Source organism: Microbacterium sp. NPDC078428, assembly GCF_044542535.1.
GTDB lineage: Bacteria > Actinomycetota > Actinomycetes > Actinomycetales > Microbacteriaceae > Microbacterium > Microbacterium limosum.
In genome coordinates, this window is record NZ_JBITUP010000001.1 from 62328 (window position 1) to 80308 (window position 17981).

The 17981-nt window shown below is 68.9% G+C and carries 16 protein-coding genes and 2 pseudogenes; 8 read left to right on the forward strand and 10 right to left on the reverse strand.

Annotation, left to right across the window (positions count from 1 at the left end):
• Positions 1-68 precede the first annotated feature (68 nt).
• Both ACIGCK_RS00330 and ACIGCK_RS00335 read right to left on the reverse strand, forming a co-directional pair.
• Positions 69-254 (reverse strand): annotated as a pseudogene (locus tag ACIGCK_RS00330) (IS3 family transposase); the annotation flags it as partial.
• Positions 255-287: 33 nt separating this feature from the next.
• Complete coding sequence (locus ACIGCK_RS00335; protein ID WP_396662912.1) at positions 288-1556, reverse strand: IS256 family transposase; 1269 nt, start codon at positions 1554-1556, stop codon at positions 288-290.
• Between the two features lie 471 nt (positions 1557-2027).
• Between ACIGCK_RS00335 and ACIGCK_RS00340 the strand changes: the two genes are divergently transcribed.
• Together ACIGCK_RS00340 and ACIGCK_RS00345 are read left to right on the forward strand one after the other, a co-directional pair.
• Positions 2028-2426, forward strand: coding sequence for a hypothetical protein (locus ACIGCK_RS00340; protein ID WP_396662913.1), 399 nt, complete (start codon positions 2028-2030; stop codon positions 2424-2426).
• The gene (locus tag ACIGCK_RS00345; protein WP_396662914.1) at positions 2407-2634 is read left to right on the forward strand and encodes a 2Fe-2S iron-sulfur cluster-binding protein; all 228 of its coding nucleotides are present in this window, start codon (positions 2407-2409) and stop codon (positions 2632-2634) included. Before ACIGCK_RS00340 ends, ACIGCK_RS00345 begins: the two co-directional genes overlap by 20 nt.
• 2 nt (positions 2635-2636) lie before the next feature.
• Here ACIGCK_RS00345 and ACIGCK_RS00350 read toward each other — a convergent pair whose 3' ends face one another.
• Complete coding sequence (locus ACIGCK_RS00350) at positions 2637-3242, reverse strand: DUF5134 domain-containing protein (RefSeq protein WP_396662915.1); 606 nt, start codon at positions 3240-3242, stop codon at positions 2637-2639.
• Between the two features lie 184 nt (positions 3243-3426).
• Between ACIGCK_RS00350 and ACIGCK_RS00355 the strand changes: the two are divergent.
• Positions 3427-4746 (forward strand): annotated as a pseudogene (locus ACIGCK_RS00355) (PepSY-associated TM helix domain-containing protein); the annotation flags it as partial.
• 49 nt (positions 4747-4795) lie between these two features.
• Here the strand turns inward: ACIGCK_RS00355 and ACIGCK_RS00360 are convergent.
• Both ACIGCK_RS00360 and ACIGCK_RS00365 read right to left on the reverse strand, forming a co-directional pair.
• Positions 4796-5605, reverse strand: coding sequence for a M56 family metallopeptidase (locus tag ACIGCK_RS00360; RefSeq protein WP_396662916.1), 810 nt, complete (start codon positions 5603-5605; stop codon positions 4796-4798).
• Positions 5602-5979: a BlaI/MecI/CopY family transcriptional regulator gene (locus tag ACIGCK_RS00365; protein WP_396662917.1), complete on the reverse strand. Its 378-nt coding sequence runs from the start codon at positions 5977-5979 to the stop codon at positions 5602-5604. The genes ACIGCK_RS00360 and ACIGCK_RS00365 overlap by 4 nt, the downstream gene beginning before the upstream one ends.
• Before the next feature lie 118 nt (positions 5980-6097).
• Between ACIGCK_RS00365 and ACIGCK_RS00370 the strand changes: the two genes are divergently transcribed.
• The 5 genes from ACIGCK_RS00370 to ACIGCK_RS00390 all read left to right on the forward strand — a co-directional run bounded on the left by ACIGCK_RS00370 (position 6098) and on the right by ACIGCK_RS00390 (position 12120).
• Positions 6098-6295 (forward strand): heavy-metal-associated domain-containing protein, encoded by a 198-nt coding sequence (locus tag ACIGCK_RS00370; protein WP_396662918.1) that lies wholly within the window; start codon positions 6098-6100, stop codon positions 6293-6295.
• On the forward strand, positions 6292-8349 hold the full coding sequence (locus tag ACIGCK_RS00375; protein WP_396662919.1) for a cytochrome c oxidase assembly protein: 2058 nt from the start codon (positions 6292-6294) through the stop codon (positions 8347-8349). Before ACIGCK_RS00370 ends, ACIGCK_RS00375 begins: the two co-directional genes overlap by 4 nt.
• On the forward strand, positions 8346-10598 hold the full coding sequence (locus ACIGCK_RS00380) for a heavy metal translocating P-type ATPase (RefSeq protein ID WP_396662920.1): 2253 nt from the start codon (positions 8346-8348) through the stop codon (positions 10596-10598). The genes ACIGCK_RS00375 and ACIGCK_RS00380 overlap by 4 nt, the downstream gene beginning before the upstream one ends.
• 180 nt (positions 10599-10778) lie before the next feature.
• Complete coding sequence (locus ACIGCK_RS00385; protein WP_396662921.1) at positions 10779-11141, forward strand: ArsR/SmtB family transcription factor; 363 nt, start codon at positions 10779-10781, stop codon at positions 11139-11141.
• Position 11142: 1 nt separating this feature from the next.
• Positions 11143-12120, forward strand: coding sequence for an SRPBCC domain-containing protein (locus tag ACIGCK_RS00390; RefSeq protein WP_396662922.1), 978 nt, complete (start codon positions 11143-11145; stop codon positions 12118-12120).
• Positions 12121-12189: 69 nt separating this feature from the next.
• Here the strand turns inward: ACIGCK_RS00390 and sufU are convergent, their stop codons facing one another.
• From sufU to ACIGCK_RS00415, 5 genes are read right to left on the reverse strand one after another with little or no spacing between them, the layout of a single operon-like run.
• Positions 12190-12630 (reverse strand): Fe-S cluster assembly sulfur transfer protein SufU, encoded by a 441-nt coding sequence (gene sufU, locus ACIGCK_RS00395; RefSeq protein WP_396662923.1) that lies wholly within the window; start codon positions 12628-12630, stop codon positions 12190-12192.
• Positions 12627-13910 carry a SufS family cysteine desulfurase gene (locus ACIGCK_RS00400; protein WP_396662924.1) on the reverse strand — a complete coding sequence of 428 codons (1284 nt, stop codon included), beginning with the start codon at positions 13908-13910 and terminating at the stop codon, positions 12627-12629. The genes sufU and ACIGCK_RS00400 overlap by 4 nt, the downstream gene beginning before the upstream one ends.
• A 38-nt stretch (positions 13911-13948) precedes the next feature.
• On the reverse strand, positions 13949-15163 hold the full coding sequence (locus ACIGCK_RS00405) for an amidohydrolase (RefSeq protein WP_396662925.1): 1215 nt from the start codon (positions 15161-15163) through the stop codon (positions 13949-13951).
• Between the two features lie 9 nt (positions 15164-15172).
• Positions 15173-16189 (reverse strand): LacI family DNA-binding transcriptional regulator, encoded by a 1017-nt coding sequence (locus ACIGCK_RS00410; RefSeq protein WP_396662926.1) that lies wholly within the window; start codon positions 16187-16189, stop codon positions 15173-15175.
• A gap of 41 nt (positions 16190-16230) precedes the next feature.
• Entirely contained in the window at positions 16231-17919 is a 1689-nt protein-coding gene (locus ACIGCK_RS00415) for a glycoside hydrolase family 13 protein (RefSeq protein WP_330170838.1), read from the reverse strand.
• Positions 17920-17981 lie beyond the last annotated feature (62 nt).

Genomic DNA, 17981 nt, shown 5'->3' on the forward strand with positions numbered 1-17981 from the left:
GACCCAAGACGCCATCGCTCGCCGACGCAGCCCTCGGGCGTGAGGAACGAACTGGTGACAGGTGTGGTTTAGGCCGCGAGGGTGAGCGGCTCGGCCAGCTTGGACTCGAACTCGATGGGGGTCAAGCCGCCGAGGGAGTCCTGGGCTCGTTGCCGGTGATACTTCCGCTCGATCCAGACGACGATGGCGAGCCGCAGATCCTGCCGGGTGGTCCACCGCTGCTGGTTGAGGACGTTGGTCTGCAGGAGCGACCAGAGGTCAAGTCCCTTCTCGTGGTGTAACTCGGTTCATGCGGTGAGGAGTAGCTCGGGGCGTGTCGGTTCGACGGTTTCGGAGAGGGTGTGGACGAGTTTGCGCATGGAGGTGTCGGAGCAGTAGCGGCGTTCGCCGTAGCCCCATTCCTCGTGCTGCTCCTGCAGCACGGCGCCGATCAGGCGAGTCACGGAGTCGCGGTCGGGGAAGATCTGGACGACGTCGGCGCGGCGTTTGATCTCCCGGTTGAGGCGTTCGATGGGGTTGTTGGACCAGACCTTCTGCCAGTGCTCGCGGGGCAGCGGCGCGAACCCGGTGAGGTCGGCTTCGGCGCCCTCGAGCATCGTTGCGATCTCGGGGAACGATGAGCGGAGGCTGTCGGTGACGGTCTTGTATTGGGCGACCACGGCTTCGGAGGTCGTCTGCGCGAAGATCGTGGAGATCAGCGCGTTGACGGGCTTGGAGCGGGCTGACCCGAGCTTCTGGGTGACGTTGCGGGCGAAGTGAACCCGGCATCTTTGCCACCCGCTCCCGGGCAGGATCGCCTTGACCGCAGCCTTCAGACCGGCATGGGCATCGGACGTGACCAGGGCGACGCCGAGGGGGTCGGTGGCGGTCGCGATCTTCAGCCCTCGGTCCCGGAGCCCACGGAGGAACTCGGTCCAGAAGTCGGTGGTCTCCGCGTCGCCGAGGGCCATCCCGAGGATCTCTCGCCGGCCCTCACCGCTGACACCGGTGGCGACGACGAGGGCTTGCGAGACGACGCAGCCGCGGTGGCGGACGTCGAGGTAGGTGGCGTCCAGGAACACGTACGGGAACCAGGTGTGATCGATCCGGCGGTGCAGGAACTCCTGCACCGCCTCGTCGATCTCGGAGCAGATCCGCGACACCGTCGACCGGGAGATGCCGGTGTCGTTGCCCAGTGCACGGACCAGCTGGTCGACCTTGCGGGTGCTCACCCCGTCGATCCATGCCTGACAGATCACCGCGTAGAGAGCCTTGTCGACCCGGCGGCGTGGGTGCAGCAGGCTCGGGAAGAACGAGCCTTCGCGCAGTTTCGGGATCTGAAGGTCGACCTCGCCCGCGGGGGTCGCGAGCGTCTTCGGCCGGCTGCCGTTGCGGCGGGTGATTCGCTCCGGGGTCCGCTCATGAGGCGCGGCGCCGATCTTGACCGTCGCTTCCGCATCGATCAGATCCTGCAGACCCGCTTGCAGCATCCGCCGGAACACGTCGGAGTGCGCGAGCTCGGGATCGGCGAGGACTTCGCCGATGAGGGTCGTCAAGGCAGACTGATACTGGGTCATCGTGGGATCACTTTCGTGGTTCTTGGCGGAACAACAGGTCTCCCACGATGACCCTCCTCGACGTCAATGACGACGACGAGAACCCCGCGGGAAGTGACACCGCGCTACGAGACGCACCCGCTATCTCAGACGCGTGCGGGTTTCCAGCAGAACCAAGGTCTCTGACCACGCGCTCTTGATCCGCTTTGATTCGGTAGATCCCTCCGTAAATCTGGTTCCGTCCCCTGCGGGGGCGCACCTCGACGTGCATATTCGACCGGGCCTCACCCGGCAGTATTCATTTGTTGGTGCGCCTCATGTTGATGAGCACTATGTGGTGTGCGTTCAACGAGAGCCAGGAGGGCGGGGGGATCGATCGCATTCCACGACGACCTGCGGGATGGCGCTGAGATCGAGGTGTCAGCGCCGCGAAGCACCTTCGGGCTTGTTCCTGAGGCTCAGAGAGCTCTGCTGATCGGTGGGGGTATCGGGTTGACGCCGCTGGTGTCGATGGCGGAGCACTTGTACCAGCAAGGGCGTGAGTTCGAGTTCCATGTGTACGCAAGGAATGCTTCTGCCCTTCCGTTGCACGCCGAGCTCGCCACGCGTGCCTGGGCGGCACGCGTCCATCGACACTTCAGTGACGACGGCGATTCTTTCCGTGCCAGTGCACCGCCGGCGCTGGGTGCGGTTGATCCCCAGGGCGCGGTATACATCTGCGGGCCAGCTGGCTTCATCGATCTCGCGCTTGTTCGTGCCGCGGCAACTGGTTGGCCTGCCGAACGTGTGGTGACCGAGCGATTCTCACCTCCCGCTTCGACGGTCGATGCGGGGACCGTGTTCGACGTCATCGCCGCCGACGGGGGAGCGGATGACGGTGGGCAAGGATGAGTCCATCGCGGATGTGCTCGAGCGTCAGGGCTACGAGACGTATCGGTCGTGCGCGCAGGGCTATTGCGGATCTTGCGTGGTGAAAGTGCGTTCCGGACTGCCTGATCACCGCGACGACTTCCAGACGGACGCGCAGCACGTAGCGAACACGCAGATCAACGTGTGCGTGTCTCGCTCGCTGACGCCGACCCTGGAACTGGACGTCTGAGACTAGGCGTTCATCACCACGAGCATCACTGCCATCCCCGCAGCCATACCCGCGTAACAGACGTCGTGCAGGTGTCGGCCGCGGCTCCGTAGCAGCGTAACTATCCACCAGAGCGCGGCGCCCGCACTCAGTGCGACGAAGAGCCAGTTGACGACATCCGCCCAGATCGGCGTGCTCGTGGGCAGAGCAGCCGCCTCACCGCCGTGGTGATGACCGGAGGATGCCCCATCGCCCGCGGTCAACCCTGCCATGAGGAGCGGCATCGCGAGCAGCATCCAGATCATCGCCGCGTTCAAGACGATGTGGCCGAGAAGCGACACGCGCCGTGCGCCGTGCGTCGCGCCGAACATGCCGGGGAGCAGCGCCAGGGCGAAGATCCCGAACACCGCCACCTGAGCCCACGTGACTGCGTCGATGACGATGACCCAGATCATGAGGATCATCGCGGCACTCATCACGAGGTGGTTGATGTCGACGATCGTGTGCTGGCTGATCGATCCGTCACTCGTGCGGGACTGGGCGCGGTGGCTGATGAGGTCAGCAGCGCACCACGTGCCGGTAATGGCGAACAGGACGGTGAGGATCAGATCCCAGGGTGATGTCAGCACCGCGCCAGTCTATTACTACAATGCGTAGAGCTAATATCCCGCGCGAAGAGGAGCCGACGTGACCACGCCCGATACTGAGGCCGCACCTCAGCCCCCACTCGAACCCGCGACCCCCGCCCCGACAGCGCCGGGCAAGCGGCGGGTGAACTGGTTCGGGGCGTTCTGGCGCTGACACTTCTACGGCTCTCTGATCGTCATCCCGGTCCTGTTCGTATTGTCCGTGTCGGGCATGACCTATATGTTCCGCGCGCAGGTCGACGCGTGGCAGCACCCGGGGGTGCTGACCGTCTCCGTCCCGGCGGGTGCGGAGCGTCTGCCGCTGTCTGACCAGGAGGTGGTTGTACGCGAGGCGTTCCCCGACCGCGACATTCTCTCGGTGACCGACAACTCCGGGGATCGCACAACGGTGTTCGTCACCTCGAGCGGCGAAAGCACCCGAAATGTGTACGTCGACCCCTACACAGCCACGGTCACGGGGGATCTGACCGTCGACGACCTGATTTCGACATGGGCTGAACGCGTGCACGGTGACCTGCTGCTCGGCGATGGCGAAGTCGGGGACCGCATCGTGGAGCTGCGGGCGAGCTGGGCGATCGTCCTGACGATCACCGGGTTCATCATCTTCTTCCTCGGCCGGCGCCCACGAAAGGCTGCCGCGGCGAAGAAGGTGAAGGGCGCATGGTTGCGGAACTGGCACGCCCTTGTCGGGCTGCCCGTCGGTCTGGGGATTCTGATGCTGGTCGTTTCGGGGCTGCCGTGGACGGGCGTATGGGGAAGCCTGGCCTCCAGCGTCGCCTCCAACACCGGTGATTCGCTGTGGGGAGCTGATCCAGGGGCGGAGTCGACGGTGAAGGAGCAAATCGAGGCCAGCAATGGCTCGTCCAGCCCCGCCGGGTGGGAGGTCGCCGACCTTCCGACGGCGACGAGCAGGGGAGGCGGCACGCAGATCTCGATCGACCAGGCGCAGGCGGCCGCGCGGGCCGAGGGTGCGCCCGAGCCGTACTTCGTCACCTACCCCGAGGGTGAGACCGGCGTGTTCAGCGTGTACGGGTACCAGTGGGCCAACAACGGCAACCCGGCCGAGTCGGATGTGACTCTGCAGAAGACGGTGCATGTCGACCAGTACTCCGGCGAAGCCCTGGCGGTGTACAGCTACGATGATCTGTCGCTGCTGTCCAAGACGGTCGCCAACGGCATCGCCATCCACGAGGGCCGCCGGTTCGGGCCGGTGAACATGATCCTCACCACGCTGTTCTGTCTCGCGGTGATCTTCATGTGCGTCTCGGCACCGATAATGTGGGGGACCCGCCGCGGAAACGCCTCGGGTCTGGCCGCCCCGCGGGCGCGGCTGCCGATCTTCGCAAACTGGATACTGCTGATCGCCGTCGTCGCGCTCGGGATCTTCCTGCCCCTCTTCGGACTGTCACTTCTCGTGATCCTGGCGCTGGATCAACTCATGATCCGCAGGATCCCCGCCGCGAAGAAGTTCTTCGGATCGGTGTGATTGAAGGATGATCCGTGGGTCGGCGAGTGGTGCGTCGACCCACGGATCATCAGAACTGCAGGACCGCGTCTGCCGGCACGAGCTTCCGGGCGGGCGCCCACGTCCGCTCGGCCAGCCGCTCTGCCCGCAACTCCATCGTCGGGTCGTTCGTGCGCGCGGCGACGGTGACCAGGGCGTTGGCCAGATGCACCGCTCCGGCGCGACGCGCAGCGTGGTCATCGGCAATCAGTTCCACGAGCAGTGAGCTCGCCCGCAGCAGCCGCTTCCCCGCCCGCGCGGACGGCACGCAGGCGCGGTTGAGCTCCGCCAGCCGCACGGCGAGGTAGTGCCGGCCACGCAGGTGCGCGCGCTCGTGAGCGACCACTGCCCGCAGCTGCGCAGGTGTGAGGATCTCCCGCAGCATGGTGGAGACGACCACTGCGGCGTCTGGGCCGGGGATCGCACAGGCGAACGGTTCATCGCTGCGACAGGTGATAAGGGTGGTGCGACGGTCGAGGCGTTCTCGAGTGTGTGGGAGCGACAACACATCCCCGAACGCGCGGCGACCGGCACCGACCAGCTCATCAGAGTTCGTCCCGATGATGACGAGCCCGGCGCCCACCGCGCCCAGCGCCGTCCACCCAGCGACGGTCTGCACGATCCCCGCCGTCGCGTCCGCCGCGTGCTGCGCAGACAGGGTCGCCGACACGGCCGCCACGACGGAGCCGAGCAGCGCGATCAGCCCGATGCCGAGAGCGGCGTGCCAGGCCGCCAACGCGAGACGCGGGAATCGTACCTGCCAGCGCCCGGCAGTCAGCAGCCGCGGCCCCACCCACCAGATGAGAACAGCGACCGCGACGCAGACGCCGATCGCGATCACGACGTGCGACGCTTCTTCGCCAGGGCACTGCGGAGTATCTCCACATCGCCCTCATCGAGGTCACCAGCGAACTGCAGCAGCGCCGCGCGCCGGTCATCCGTGCCCTGCAGAGCACGATGCATCGAATCACTCGCGTTCTCCGCCGCCGACAAGCGAGCAGCGAACCGCACCTTGCGAGGAGACTCCGCGTGCCGAGTGACCTCGCCCTTATCGATCAGCCGATCCAGCGCCGTGAGGATCGTCGTGTACGCCGGGGTGGGCTGCGTGAACGCCTCTTGAATGTCCGCTGCACCCACCGGAGCGGCATGCCCACGGAGGATGGTGAGGACTTCGCTTTCCAGTTCGCCGCGCCCGCGGCTTCGCGTTCCGCTCATCGATGACCTCCTCCGAGGATTCTACCCACTGTCGAGAACGCGCACTCGGGGACGGCACCGGCGTAGTGCACAGAATGTAGAATTAAGGGATGTTTGCCACCCGAGCTAGAGAGGGAGCATGCTCATGACGGAGAGCCGGATTGTCATCGACGGGATGACCTGCACGCACTGCGAGCACGCCATCCACGACGCCCTCACACCCTTGGTCGGCGTCATCGGAATTCGAGCGAACGCGAGCGACGGTGCCGCGATCGTTGAGCACGACGGCCCGTTGAACATCGACGAAATCGCCGCTGCCGTGACCGTGCGCGTGTGAGCGCCACCTCATCTGCGGAGCTTCCGGCCTACACTGACCGCCGCATCCGACGATCCCCGTTCGCGGTCAGCCTGGTCGCGATCGTGACGCTCGTCCTGGCGGCCGGCATTCCCATCGTCGTGACGGTGCTGCTCGGCGACACCGGGTATGTGAAGATCTCGCGCGGGTACCCCGGGGTGACGACCGCACTGCTTTCCACGTCGTTGCGCATTGTTGCCGACGCGGCCTCGTGGGTCACTATCGGGGCTCTCGTCGTCGCATTAGGTGTGCTCGCCGCGCCGCGCATAAAGCCACTTGAGGTCGTCGCCGGTCTGGAGTTGCGGGTGCTGCGGTACGCGCTGCTGGGGTGGATGCTCGCGGCCGCGGCGCTCGTTCCGGTTGACGCCGCCGACGCCAACGGCCTGAGCCTGGGCCGGCTCGCTGAACCTGGGGCGCTGGCCTACCTGGTGGAGGCCGCCTACCTCCCGAAGGCGTGGATCTTCGTGTTCGCGGCCACCGCGATCGCATCCGCAGTTGCTCTCTTCGCCCAGCGGTGGGCGGGCTTCCTCCCGATCGCTGTCCTGGCAGCATTGGCGGTGCTGGCGCCGGTGCTGGTGCACCAGGTGCAGGTCGGCGCCGACCACGACTTCGGATCGGACGCGGCGATCTTTCAAACCCTCGCGGCCGCGATCCTGTTCGGCACCATCATCATGCTCCTCACCCGCGCGGCTTCTGGCAGACTGCTGCGCCCGGAGGCGGTGACCCGCGCGGGATGGGTGATTGCCGTGTCCTGGGTGGTCGTCGCCGCATCCGAAGCGATCATGGCGGCCTTCAAGCTGGCCGGCCCGCTCGATGGGAACCCCACCGTTGTACTCGTCGCGATCCGCGCGGTGATCGTCGTGGCCACGGGGGTCGTCATCGCCGTGTTCTGGGGGCAGCGGCGCCGGTGGACCGATCGTCGCATCGTCGGGCTGTTCAGTGCGGTTGCGGTGTGCGGGGCTGCGTACCTCGGAGTGACGGTGGCGATGACCCGGGTGCCGCCGCCGCAGTACTTCGTGAATACGAACATCTCGCAGGTGTTCTTCGGCTTCGACATCACCAACACGGCCCCTACCTGGACGGTCTTCCTGACCCAGTGGCGACCCAACATCCTCTTCCTCGTCATCTCGATGCTCGGGATCGGGGTGTACCTGGCCGCGGTGATCCGGCTCCGTCGCCGCGGTGATGCCTGGCCGATGGGACGCACTATCGCGTGGGTGCTCGGCTGGCTGGTCGTCGTGATCTCCACCAGCTCCGCGCTCGGGCAGTACGCGGCCGCACAGTTCGGCACGCACATGATCGTGCACATGAGCCTGAACATGCTCGCCCCCGTGCTGCTGGTCCTCGGCGGGGTCATCACACTGCTGCTACGCGCCACCACACCCCACACCAGGTCGCAGCCAGCTGGACCGCACGAGTGGATCACCGCCGTACTGCACTGGCCCGGCACCAGGATCATCTACAGCCCGATCCTGGTGTTCATCCTCTACATCGGCTCCTACTACGCCCTGTACATGTCGCCGCTGTTCGAGAACCTGATCCGCTACCACTGGGCGCACCAGGCGATGAACATCCACTTCCTGATCGTCGGGTACCTGTTCTACGGGCTCGTCATCGGCGTCGACCGCCCACCCCGCCCGCTCCCGCCAATCGGGAAGCTCGGATTCGTGCTCGCCGCGATGCCGTTCCACGCGTTCTTCGGCATCATCCTGATGACCGCCACCACGCCGATCGCCGAGAACTTCTACCGCACCCTCGATTTCCCCTGGATGGGAGATCTGATGGCGCAGCAATACCTCGGCGGTGGCGTCGCGTGGGCCGGCGGCGAACTTCCCTTGCTGATCGTCGTCACCGCGCTCGGCATCCAATGGGCGCGGCAAGACCAGCGGGAAGCGAAACGCAAAGACCGCCACCTCGATTCCGGCGTCGACGACGAGTTCGACGCATATAACCGGATGCTCGAAGACCTCGCCGCCCGATCCGCCCGCACCCACAGCCCCGTCCTCACCCCCGCACCACCGAAGGACACCCCATGAGCACTACCGCACCCGCTACCGTCGCTGCGCCGCCGGTCGAGCTCAACATCTCCGGCATGAGCTGCGCCGCCTGCGCCGGACGCGTGGAACGCGCCCTGAACAAGCTCGACGGTGTCGACGCGGTCGTGAACTACGCCACCGAACGCGCGATCGTCACCGGCCTTGAGCCCGACCGGCAGGCTGACGCGGTCGAGGCGGTCGCTAGGGCTGGGTACGGGGCCGTCGTGCGGGTGGATGTTGCCGACGAGTGGACGAAACGCAGCAACGAGACCCGCATCACCGGGCTCCGTCGCCGCCTCATCGTGGCCGCTCTGCTGACGATCCCGCTCATGGATCTCACGCTGATTCTCGCGCTCGTGCCCGGTCTGCGGTTCCCGCACTGGGAACTGGTGTGCATCGCCCTGGCTATCCCGATCGTGACCTGGTGCGCGTGGCCGTTCCACCGCAACACGATCCGCAACCTCCGCCACGGTGCGGTCAGCATGGACACCCTCGTCTCCCTCGGTATCGCCGCCTCGTTCGGGTGGGCGCTCGTCACGGTCTTGATCGGGTCGGATGCTGCCGGCTACTGGATCGGCTACGGCCCCACCCCGCCGGGCGCGAACGCCATCTACCTGGACGTGGCTGCCGGGATGACGACGTTCCAGCTCGCCGGTCGCTACTTCGAGGCCCGCTCCCGCCGCAAGGCCGGAGACGTCCTGGACGCCCTCGCAGCGCTCGCCCCCACCACCGCGCGCATCCGCCGGGACGACCGCGACGTGGTCGTCCCGATCACCGAGGTGCGCGCCACTGACACCGTGATCGTCCTCCCGGGGGAGACGATCCCCGTCGACGGGGAGGTCACCGAGGGATGGGCGGCGGTGGACACCAGCGCGATGACCGGGGAACCCGTCCCGCGCGAGATCGGGCCGGGCAAGCAGGTGATGGCCGGCACGGTCAACACCAACGGACGCCTCCTCCTGACCGTCACCGCAGCCGGAACGCGCACACAGCTCGCGCAACTGGCCACCCTCGCCGAACGCGCCCAAGAATCCAAGGCACGCATCCAATCACTTGTGGACCGGATCGTGCAGTGGTTCGTACCCTCCATCGTCGTGCTCGCGATTGCCGTCACGACCGTGTGGCTCATCGCTGGCGTACAGCCCTCGCATGCGGTGTCGATCGGTGTTGCCGTGCTGATCATCGCCTGCCCCTGCGCGCTGGGCCTGGCCACCCCGACCGCGCTCATGGTCGGGGTCGGCCGCGGCGCGCAACTCGGCATCCTCATCAAGGGGCAGGGTGCGCTTGAAGCATCCGGGCGCATCGACACCGTAGTACTGGACAAGACCGGCACCCTCACCGAAGGCGTGATGCGCGTGATCTCCGTGACCGTCGACGAGACGGTCGCCCCACACGAGGCGCTATGCAGTGCGGGGGCGCTCGAAGCGGGCTCCACCCACCCCGTCGCCGTCGCCGTCCTTGAGCACGCCCGCACCCAGGTCCACGACCTCCCCGACCTGACCGGCTTCCGGGTGCTTCCCGGACTCGGCGTAGAAGGCACCATCGACAGAGCGCCGGTCGCGATCGGCGGGCCTCGGCTCGTCAATAACCTGAAAGCTGACATCGCTCCGAAGCTGACGGAAGCGATCGAGGTCGCACGCGCGTCGGGTGCGTCCCCGATCGTCCTGATTCGCGCAGGCCGTGCCGTGGCGGTGTTCGCCGTCGAGGATCAAGTACGCGCCACCGCGCCCGGCGCGATCACTGCGCTCAAGGCCATGGGCATGCGCACCGTCCTGCTCACCGGTGACGATGACGCGGCCGCCCGGCTCGTCGCGGCCGCGGTCGGTATCGACGAAGTGCGCTCCCAGGTCAGCCCGGTCGAGAAGGCTCACGCGATCACCGAGCTCCGGGAGGCCGGTCACCGTGTCGCGATGGTCGGAGACGGCATCAACGATGCCGCGGCCCTCGCCGGCGCAGATCTCGGCATGGCCGTCGTGACCGGAACCGACGTCGCTCTGAAATCCGCCGACATCATCCTCGTCCGCGACGATCTGACCGTCGTCCCCGACGCCATCGGCCTCTCCCGCCGCACCCTGCGCACCATCCGCGGCAACCTCATCTGGGCCTTCGGGTACAACATCGCCGCGATCCCCCTCGCCGCTGCGGGCCTGCTCAACCCGCTCATCGCGGCCGCGGCGATGTCGCTGTCCTCGGTGTTCGTGGTGTGGAACAGCCTCCGCCTGCGCAACGCCGGCATCACCCGCAGCTGAGGTCCACACGTAACAACTACGACATGTAGAGTTGTGCCGTTCCCGCCGTCGAGTTTCGCTGCATTTAGTGCAACGACAACTGGGACTAGTGCAACGTAAAGCCCACAAGTGCAACGAGAACGCATTCCCGACAAAACACGTGCTTGACGGCCGCGGCATCCTGCCATAACGTACAACCAAATGGTTACATATCCTCTGAGCGACACCGAGATCGACGCCGTCTTCCACGCGCTCGCCGACGCGACGCGACGCGACATCCTGCGCCGGTCCCTCACGCGCGAGCACTCGATCTCGTCTCTCGCCCGCGAGTACTCGATGTCGTTCACGGCCGTGCAGAAGCACGTCTCCGTCCTGACCGCCGCGGGGTTGGTCGTCAAGCGCGCCGAGGGGCGGGAGCGGCTCGTCCGTGCCGACCCCGTCCGGATCGCGCGCGCGCGACTGCTCCTCGAGGGCTACCAGGAGATGTGGCGGGCGCGCATCGACCGCCTCGACGAGATCCTCGCCGAACCCACGCCGCCCCCGGCATCCATCGAAGGAGAATGACATGCCCGTGACCGACGTCACCACCGACCCCGAAGCCCTCACGATGACCCTCACGGCGGAGTTCGCCGCGCCGCCCGAGCGGGTGTGGCGGGCGTTCACGCAGCCGCGCGAGCTGGAGCGGTTCTGGGGTCCTCCCGGCTGGCCGGCGACCTTCACCGAGTTCGACCTCAGCGTCGGCGGGCGTGCGGCGTACTACATGACCAGTCCCAGAGGCGAGCGCGCCCCCGGGGCGTGGGAGTTCCTGGCGATCGAGGAGCCGCACCGCTTCGAGGTGCTCGACAGCTTCACCGATGAACACGGCGATCCCGTCGAGGGGATGCCGTCGATGCGCACGACGTACGAGTTCACGGCGGTGGATGCCGGCACCCGCATGACGAACGTGACCTACTTCACGTCGGGCGAGGCTCTCGAGCAGGTCGTCGCGATGGGCGCCGTCGAGGGCTCGACGATGGCGATCAACCAGCTCGACCGCGTGCTCGCCGGGCTGCGGGAGTATGCGCAGGGGAAGGGCACGCGCAGCGAGATCCTCGACGACACGCACGTGCGCATCACGCGGCTGATCGAGGGACCCCGCGACCTCGTCTGGCGCGCCCACACCGAGCCCGAGCTCGTGAAGAGGTGGCTGCTGGGCCCCGACGGCTGGCGCATGAGCGTGTGCGAGATCGACCCGACCCCCGGCGGTCGCTACCGGTACGCGTGGGAGCCCGTGGGCGACACGGAGGGCGAGGCGTTCGGCTTCGACGGCGAGACGGTGCTCGCCGAGCCCCCGCGGAGGGCCGTGACGACCGAGCACATGACCGGCACCGACTTCCCCGCGACCCTCAACGACATGATCCTCGACGAGGAGGACGGCGCGACGCTCATCGTGCTCGTGATCGAGTACCCCGACGTGCAGACGCGCGACGCCGTGCTCGCGACGGGCATGACCGACGGCATGGAGGCCTCGTACGCCCGGCTCGAGACGGTGCTGGCGGGCTGACGCGCGACCGGGGGTGTGCCCGGACGCAGCAGCGACGCCCACGGTGCTCCCGCACGCGGTCCCGCCGGGTCAGGCGCGCGAGAGCGCATCCTCCAGGGCGACCCATGCGAGCATCGCGCACTTCACCCGGGCGGTGTACTTCGACACCCCCGACAGCGCCGCGGCATCCCCGTAGTCGTCGATGTCGAGCTCGCGCGCCCCGCGCGAGCGCATGACGTCGCGGAAGCCGTCGATGAGGGCGGATGCCTCGGCCCGCGTCAGCCCGGCGGAGAGATCCACGAGCATCGACGCGCTCGCCTGCGAGATGGAGCATCCGGCGCCCTCCCACGTGACGTCGCGGATGCTGCCGTCGTCCGCGAGCCGCGCGCGGAGGGTGATCTCGTCGCCGCACACGGGGTTGCGCTGGTGGGACGTGGCGTGGGTGCCCTCCTCCGGCGCGAGGGTACGCCCGTGCGGGTGCTTGGAGTGGTCGAGGATGAGCTCCTGATAGAGCGATTCCAGGCCGCTCACGAGGTCACCCCGAAGAATTCGCGTACGCCGCTGACCGCATCGAGCATCCGGTCGACCTCATCCTCCGTCGTGTAGAGCGCGGCGCTCGCGCGCACGGTCGCGGTGAGCCCGAACCGCCGGTGCAGCGGCTGGGCGCAGTGGTGGCCGACGCGGACCGCGACGCCGCGGGAGTCGAGGAACTGACCCACGTCGTGCGCGTGAACGCCGTCGACATCGAACGACCAGAGCGCCACCCGCTCGGCGTCGGCGGCGTCTCCCAGCAGGCGAACGCCCTCGATCCCGCGCAGGCCGTCGCGCATGCGCAGGGCGAGGGATGCCTCGTGCGCCGCGATCGCGTCGTGCCCGATCCGCCCGAGGTACTCCACGGCGGCCGCGAGGCCCACGGCTTGCGAGACGGGCTGCGTGCCCGCCTCGAACCGCTGCGGCGGATCGAGGTACTCCGCCTCGTTGAGCGTCACGGTCGTGATCATCGATCCGCCCGTGAGGAACGGGGGCAGCGCCTCGAGCACATCGGTGCGGCCGTACAGCGCACCGACACCGTAGGGGCCGAACAGCTTGTGGCCGGAGAACACGGCGAGGTCGACCCCCAGGGCGGGAAGGTCGAGGCGCAGGTGCGGCGCCGACTGGCAGGCGTCGAGAACCGTCGTGGCCCCCACCATCCGGGCGAGCTCGACGAGTTCCGCGACCGGATTGACGATGCCGAGCACGTTGGACACGTGGGCGAAGGCCACGACCCGCGTACGGTCGCTCACCAGGCCGGCCGCGGCATCCATGTCGAGGGTGCCGTCCTCGCGCACGGGGATGTGGCGCAGGCGTGCGCCGGTGCGGGCGGCCAGCTCCTGCCACGGGATGAGGTTCGCGTGGTGCTCGGCCTCGGTCAGGAGGATCTCGTCGCCGGCGAAGAGCCGGAACCGGGATGCCGCGCGGCCGCCGCGCCCCGCCGAGGCGTTGCCGATCGCGTAGGCGGCGAGGTTCAGCCCCGCCGTCGCTCCCGAGGTCCACACCAGCTGCTCGGGCGCCGCCCCGACGAAGCCCGCCACGACCTCACGGGCCGACTCGAAGGCGTCGGTCGCATCGGCGGCGAGCGTGTGCGCGCCGCGGTGGACGGCGGAGTTCGACGATTCGAGGAACGCGATCTCGGCGTCGAGCGCGGCGCGCGGGCGCTGTGCGGTCGCGGCCGAATCGAGGTAGGCGAGGGGGTGCTCGTGAAGAGTCCGCGCGAGGATCGGGAAGTCCTCCCGCACGGCGGCCACGTCGAAGGCGGGGGCGCTGGTGCTCACCCCTCCAGGCTACGCCGCGCCGCGGGCCCGCGACGCGCCTACGCCAGGAACTCGCGCGCGGCGGCCGTCAGGGCCGTCACGCCCACCTCGATCGTCGGGCCCGCCACGGGCGCGAAGAAGGGCGAGTGGTTCGTCGGGATGACGCTCTCGACCGTGCCCGAGGCGACGGCTCCTGCGTAGAGCGCGGGGTCGATGCCGCCCCAGAACCAGAACACCAGGGGCACCCCCGCCTCGCGGGCGAACCACGAGACATCCTCGCTGCCGGTGAACATCCCCGGGTCGATGACGGAGCCCTCCCCGAGCGCCGCGTCGATCGCGGCCGACACCCGCGCCGTCGCTGCGGGGTCGTTGATCGTCGGCGGCAGGGAGTGGTCGTTGACGATCGTCGGGGGCGTGAGCGCGCCGGATGCCTGGGCCTCGGCGGCCACGATGCGCTCCACCTTCTCCAGCACCCGCTCGCGCGTCTCGTCGTCGGGATAGCGAAGGCTCAGCTCGAGCACCGCCTCCGCCGGGATGATGTTGTGCTTGAGTCCCGCGTGGATGGAGCCCACCGTCACCACCGCGACATGGCGCGGATCGATCTCGCGGGAGGCGATCGTCTGCAGCCGCATCACCGTCGCGGCGGCCATGACCACGGGGTCGACCGTCGCGTGCGGGCGGGACCCGTGCCCGCCGCGTCCGTGCATCGTGACCGTGAGTCCGTCGGAGGCCGCCATCTGCGTCCCCGGACGAACCCCGACGGTGCCCACCGGCAGGGGGGTCACGTGCTGGCCGAGCACGATGTCGGGACGGGGGAACCGCTCGAGCACGCCGTCGGCGATCATCGCCTTCGATCCGGCACCGAACTCCTCCGCGGGCTGCAGGACGGCGACCACCGTGCCCGCCCACTCCGTGCGGGTCGCGACGAGCGCCTCGAGCGCGCCGATCAGCGCCGTGACGTGCATGTCGTGTCCGCACGCGTGCATGACGGGCACCTCGACGCCCGCGGGGCTGATGCCGCGGGCCGTGCTCGCATACGGGAGTCCCGTCTGCTCCTCGACGGGCAGGGCGTCCATGTCGGCCCGCAGCCACACCACCGGACCGGGGCCGTTCTCGAGCACTCCCACGACGCCCGTGATGCCGATGCCCTCCTCCACCCGCAGGCCGAGATCGCGCAGGTGTACGGCCGCGACCGAGGCGGTGCGCGTCTCCTGGAACGACAGCTCCGGGTGGGTGTGCAGGTCGACGTAGAGGGCTTCGAGGTCGATCGTCATGACCCGAGCCTACGGGCGGGCCCGCGCCGTGGTTCCCCGGACGACCAGCTCGTAGGGCAGGTCGGCCGCGGACGCGGGGACCGCGGCCGACCTGCCCTCCAGCTGGGCGAGCATCGTCTCGGCGGCGCGCTCGCCCTGGCCCTGGGGGAACTGATCGACGGTGGTCAGCCGGAAGAACTCGCCCAGCTCGTGGCCGTCGATGCCGACGATCGAGAGGTCCTCGGGCACCCGGAACCCCAGCTCGCGCGCGGCGAGCACGGCGCCGATGGCCATCTCGTCGCTCGCGGCGAAGATCGCGGTCGGGTGCGCTCCGGGCCTTCCGAGCAGCTGCTTCGCGGCGCGGAATCCGCCGTCCAGCGTGAAGTCGGCCGGCTCGTACAGCTCGGGGCGCGCGGGCATCCCCGCCTCGGCGAGGGCCAGCTCGAAGCCGCGCCTGCGGTGGGTGGGGATGTGGAAGTCGCGGTCGAACTCGGGGTTTGCGCCGATGTGGGCGATGCTGCGGTGCCCGAGCCCGATCAGGTGCGAGGTCGCGAGCCGCGCGACGGCCACGTCGTCGACCGTGAGGCTCGGGAACGACGGATTCGGCCCGCCGAGGCCGATGAGCGGGATGCCCAGCTGCACCAGTTCCGCCGACTCCTCCGCGCCCAGCTCGATCGAGATTGCGATCACGCCGTCCACGCGCTGACGGCGCAGGAAGGTCTCGAAGATCTCGCGCCGCTCGCCGGCATCGGCGGTGAGGGGGTACAGCGTGATGTCGAACCCCGCGCGGGCCAGCGCCGCGGCGACCCCGCTCAGCACGGTGCTGAAGAACCAGCGGTCGAGGAAGGGTACGAGCACGCCGATGTTGCGGGTGCGGCCGGTCGCCAGGCTCGATGCCGACGCCGAGACGACATAGCCCAGGTGCTTCGCGGCGGCGGCGACCCTCTCGCGCGTCATCGCGGAGACGTGCCCGCGGCCCGAGAGGGCGCGCGAGACCGTCGCCGTCGACACGCCCGCCAGATGTGCCACTTCATCGATGCTCACCATGCGCGGTCTCCCTTGATCCGCCGGATGCCGCGCGGTCGCGCTCAGCTCGCCGAGGTGATCCAGACGGCGGTGTCGACCGGGAGGGTCGCCCCGTCGATCGGGCCGCTCGCGACGAGCACGCGCGCGCCCGCGGGCAGCTCGACGGGCTCGGCGCCCGCGTTCGCCACGACGGTCACCGCGCCGTTGCGGAACGCCACGACGTCGTCGCCGTAGCCCTCGACCCACGAGAGGTCGCCCGCGCCGAGACCGTGCTCGCGACGCGTCGCCAGCAGCGTGCGGTACAGCTCGAGCGTGGAGCCCTCCACCCCGACCTGCCGGTCACGGGCGAGCCGGGCCCACTCCGCGGGCTGGGGCAGCCACGACTCGCCCGAGTCGTTGAAGCCGTACGCCGGGGCATCCGCGGTCCACGGGATGGGCACGCGGCAGCCGTCGCGACCGTAGCGCTCACCGTTCGTGCGGAACCACGTGGGGTCCTGACGCGCGGAGTCGGGCAGGTCGATGACCTCGGGAAGCCCGAGCTCCTCGCCCTGGTAGAGGTACGCCGAGCCGGGCAGCGCGAGCATGAGCGTCGTCGCGGCGCGCGCACGTGCGAGGCCCACGTCGGGGATCGGCTGACCGGCCGAGTCCGGACCGATGCCGTGGCCCTGCGGGTTCTCGGCCGTGAGGGCGAGACGGGAGGCGTGGCGCACGACGTCGTGGTTGGATAGCACCCACGTGCTGGGGGCACCCACGGCGGGGAAGGCCCGAAGCGATTCGGTCACGACATCGCGCAGCGCCGCGGCATCCCACCCCGTCTGCAGGTAGGGGAAGTTGAAGGCCTGGTGCATCTCGTCCGGCCGCACCCACAGGGCGGTCTTGTCGGGCGTGGGCAGCCACGCCTCGGCGCACAGTGCACGGTCGCCGGCGTAGCCCGCGAGCAGCTCGTGCCAGTCGCGGTAGACCTCGTGCACGCCCTCCTGCCCCCAGTAGGGCACGTCGGTTTCGCCGCCGCCCATCGAGTCGGACTCGGCCGGCGGGGTGTAGTCGGGCAGTCCGTCGGCCTTGATGAGGCCGTGCGCCACGTCCACGCGGAAACCGTCGACGCCGCGGTCGAGCCAGAAGCGCAGGACGCCGCGGAAGTCCTCGCGGACGACCTCGTTCGACCAGTCGAAGTCGGGCTGCGACGAGTCGAACAGGTGCAGGTACCACTGGCCGGGCTCGCCGTCGGCCTCCTTGATGCGGGTCCACGCCGGGCCGCCGAAGACGGACTCCCAGTTGTTGGGCGGCAGCTCGCCGTTCGCGCCCTTGCCGTCGCGGAACATGTAGCGGGCGCGCTCGGGGCTGCCCGGGGCGGCGGCGAGGGCCTCCTGGAACCAGGCGTGCTGGTCGGAGGAGTGGTTCGGGACGAGGTCGACGATGACCCGGATGCCGCGGGCGTGGGCGGCCTCGAGCAGATCGTCGAAGTCGGCGAGCGTGCCGAAGAGAGGGTCGACGTCGCAGTAGTCCGCGACGTCGTATCCGGCGTCGCGCTGGGGCGAGGTCATGAAGGGGCTCAGCCAGATGGCGTCGACGCCGAGCGTGCGCAGGTCGTCGAGGCGGCTCGTGATGCCGGGCAGGTCGCCGATGCCGTCGCCCGAGGCGTCGGCGAAGGACCGGGGGTAGATCTGGTAGATGACGGCGGTGCGCCACCACTCGGTGCCCGGCTCGGCGTCGACGTGCAGGGCGGAGGGGTTCTCCTGCGTGGAAGTCATCTCTCCAGGATAATGCAAGCGCTTACACAGGGTCGCGCTCCGTCCGGCCCGGGGCGCCGGCG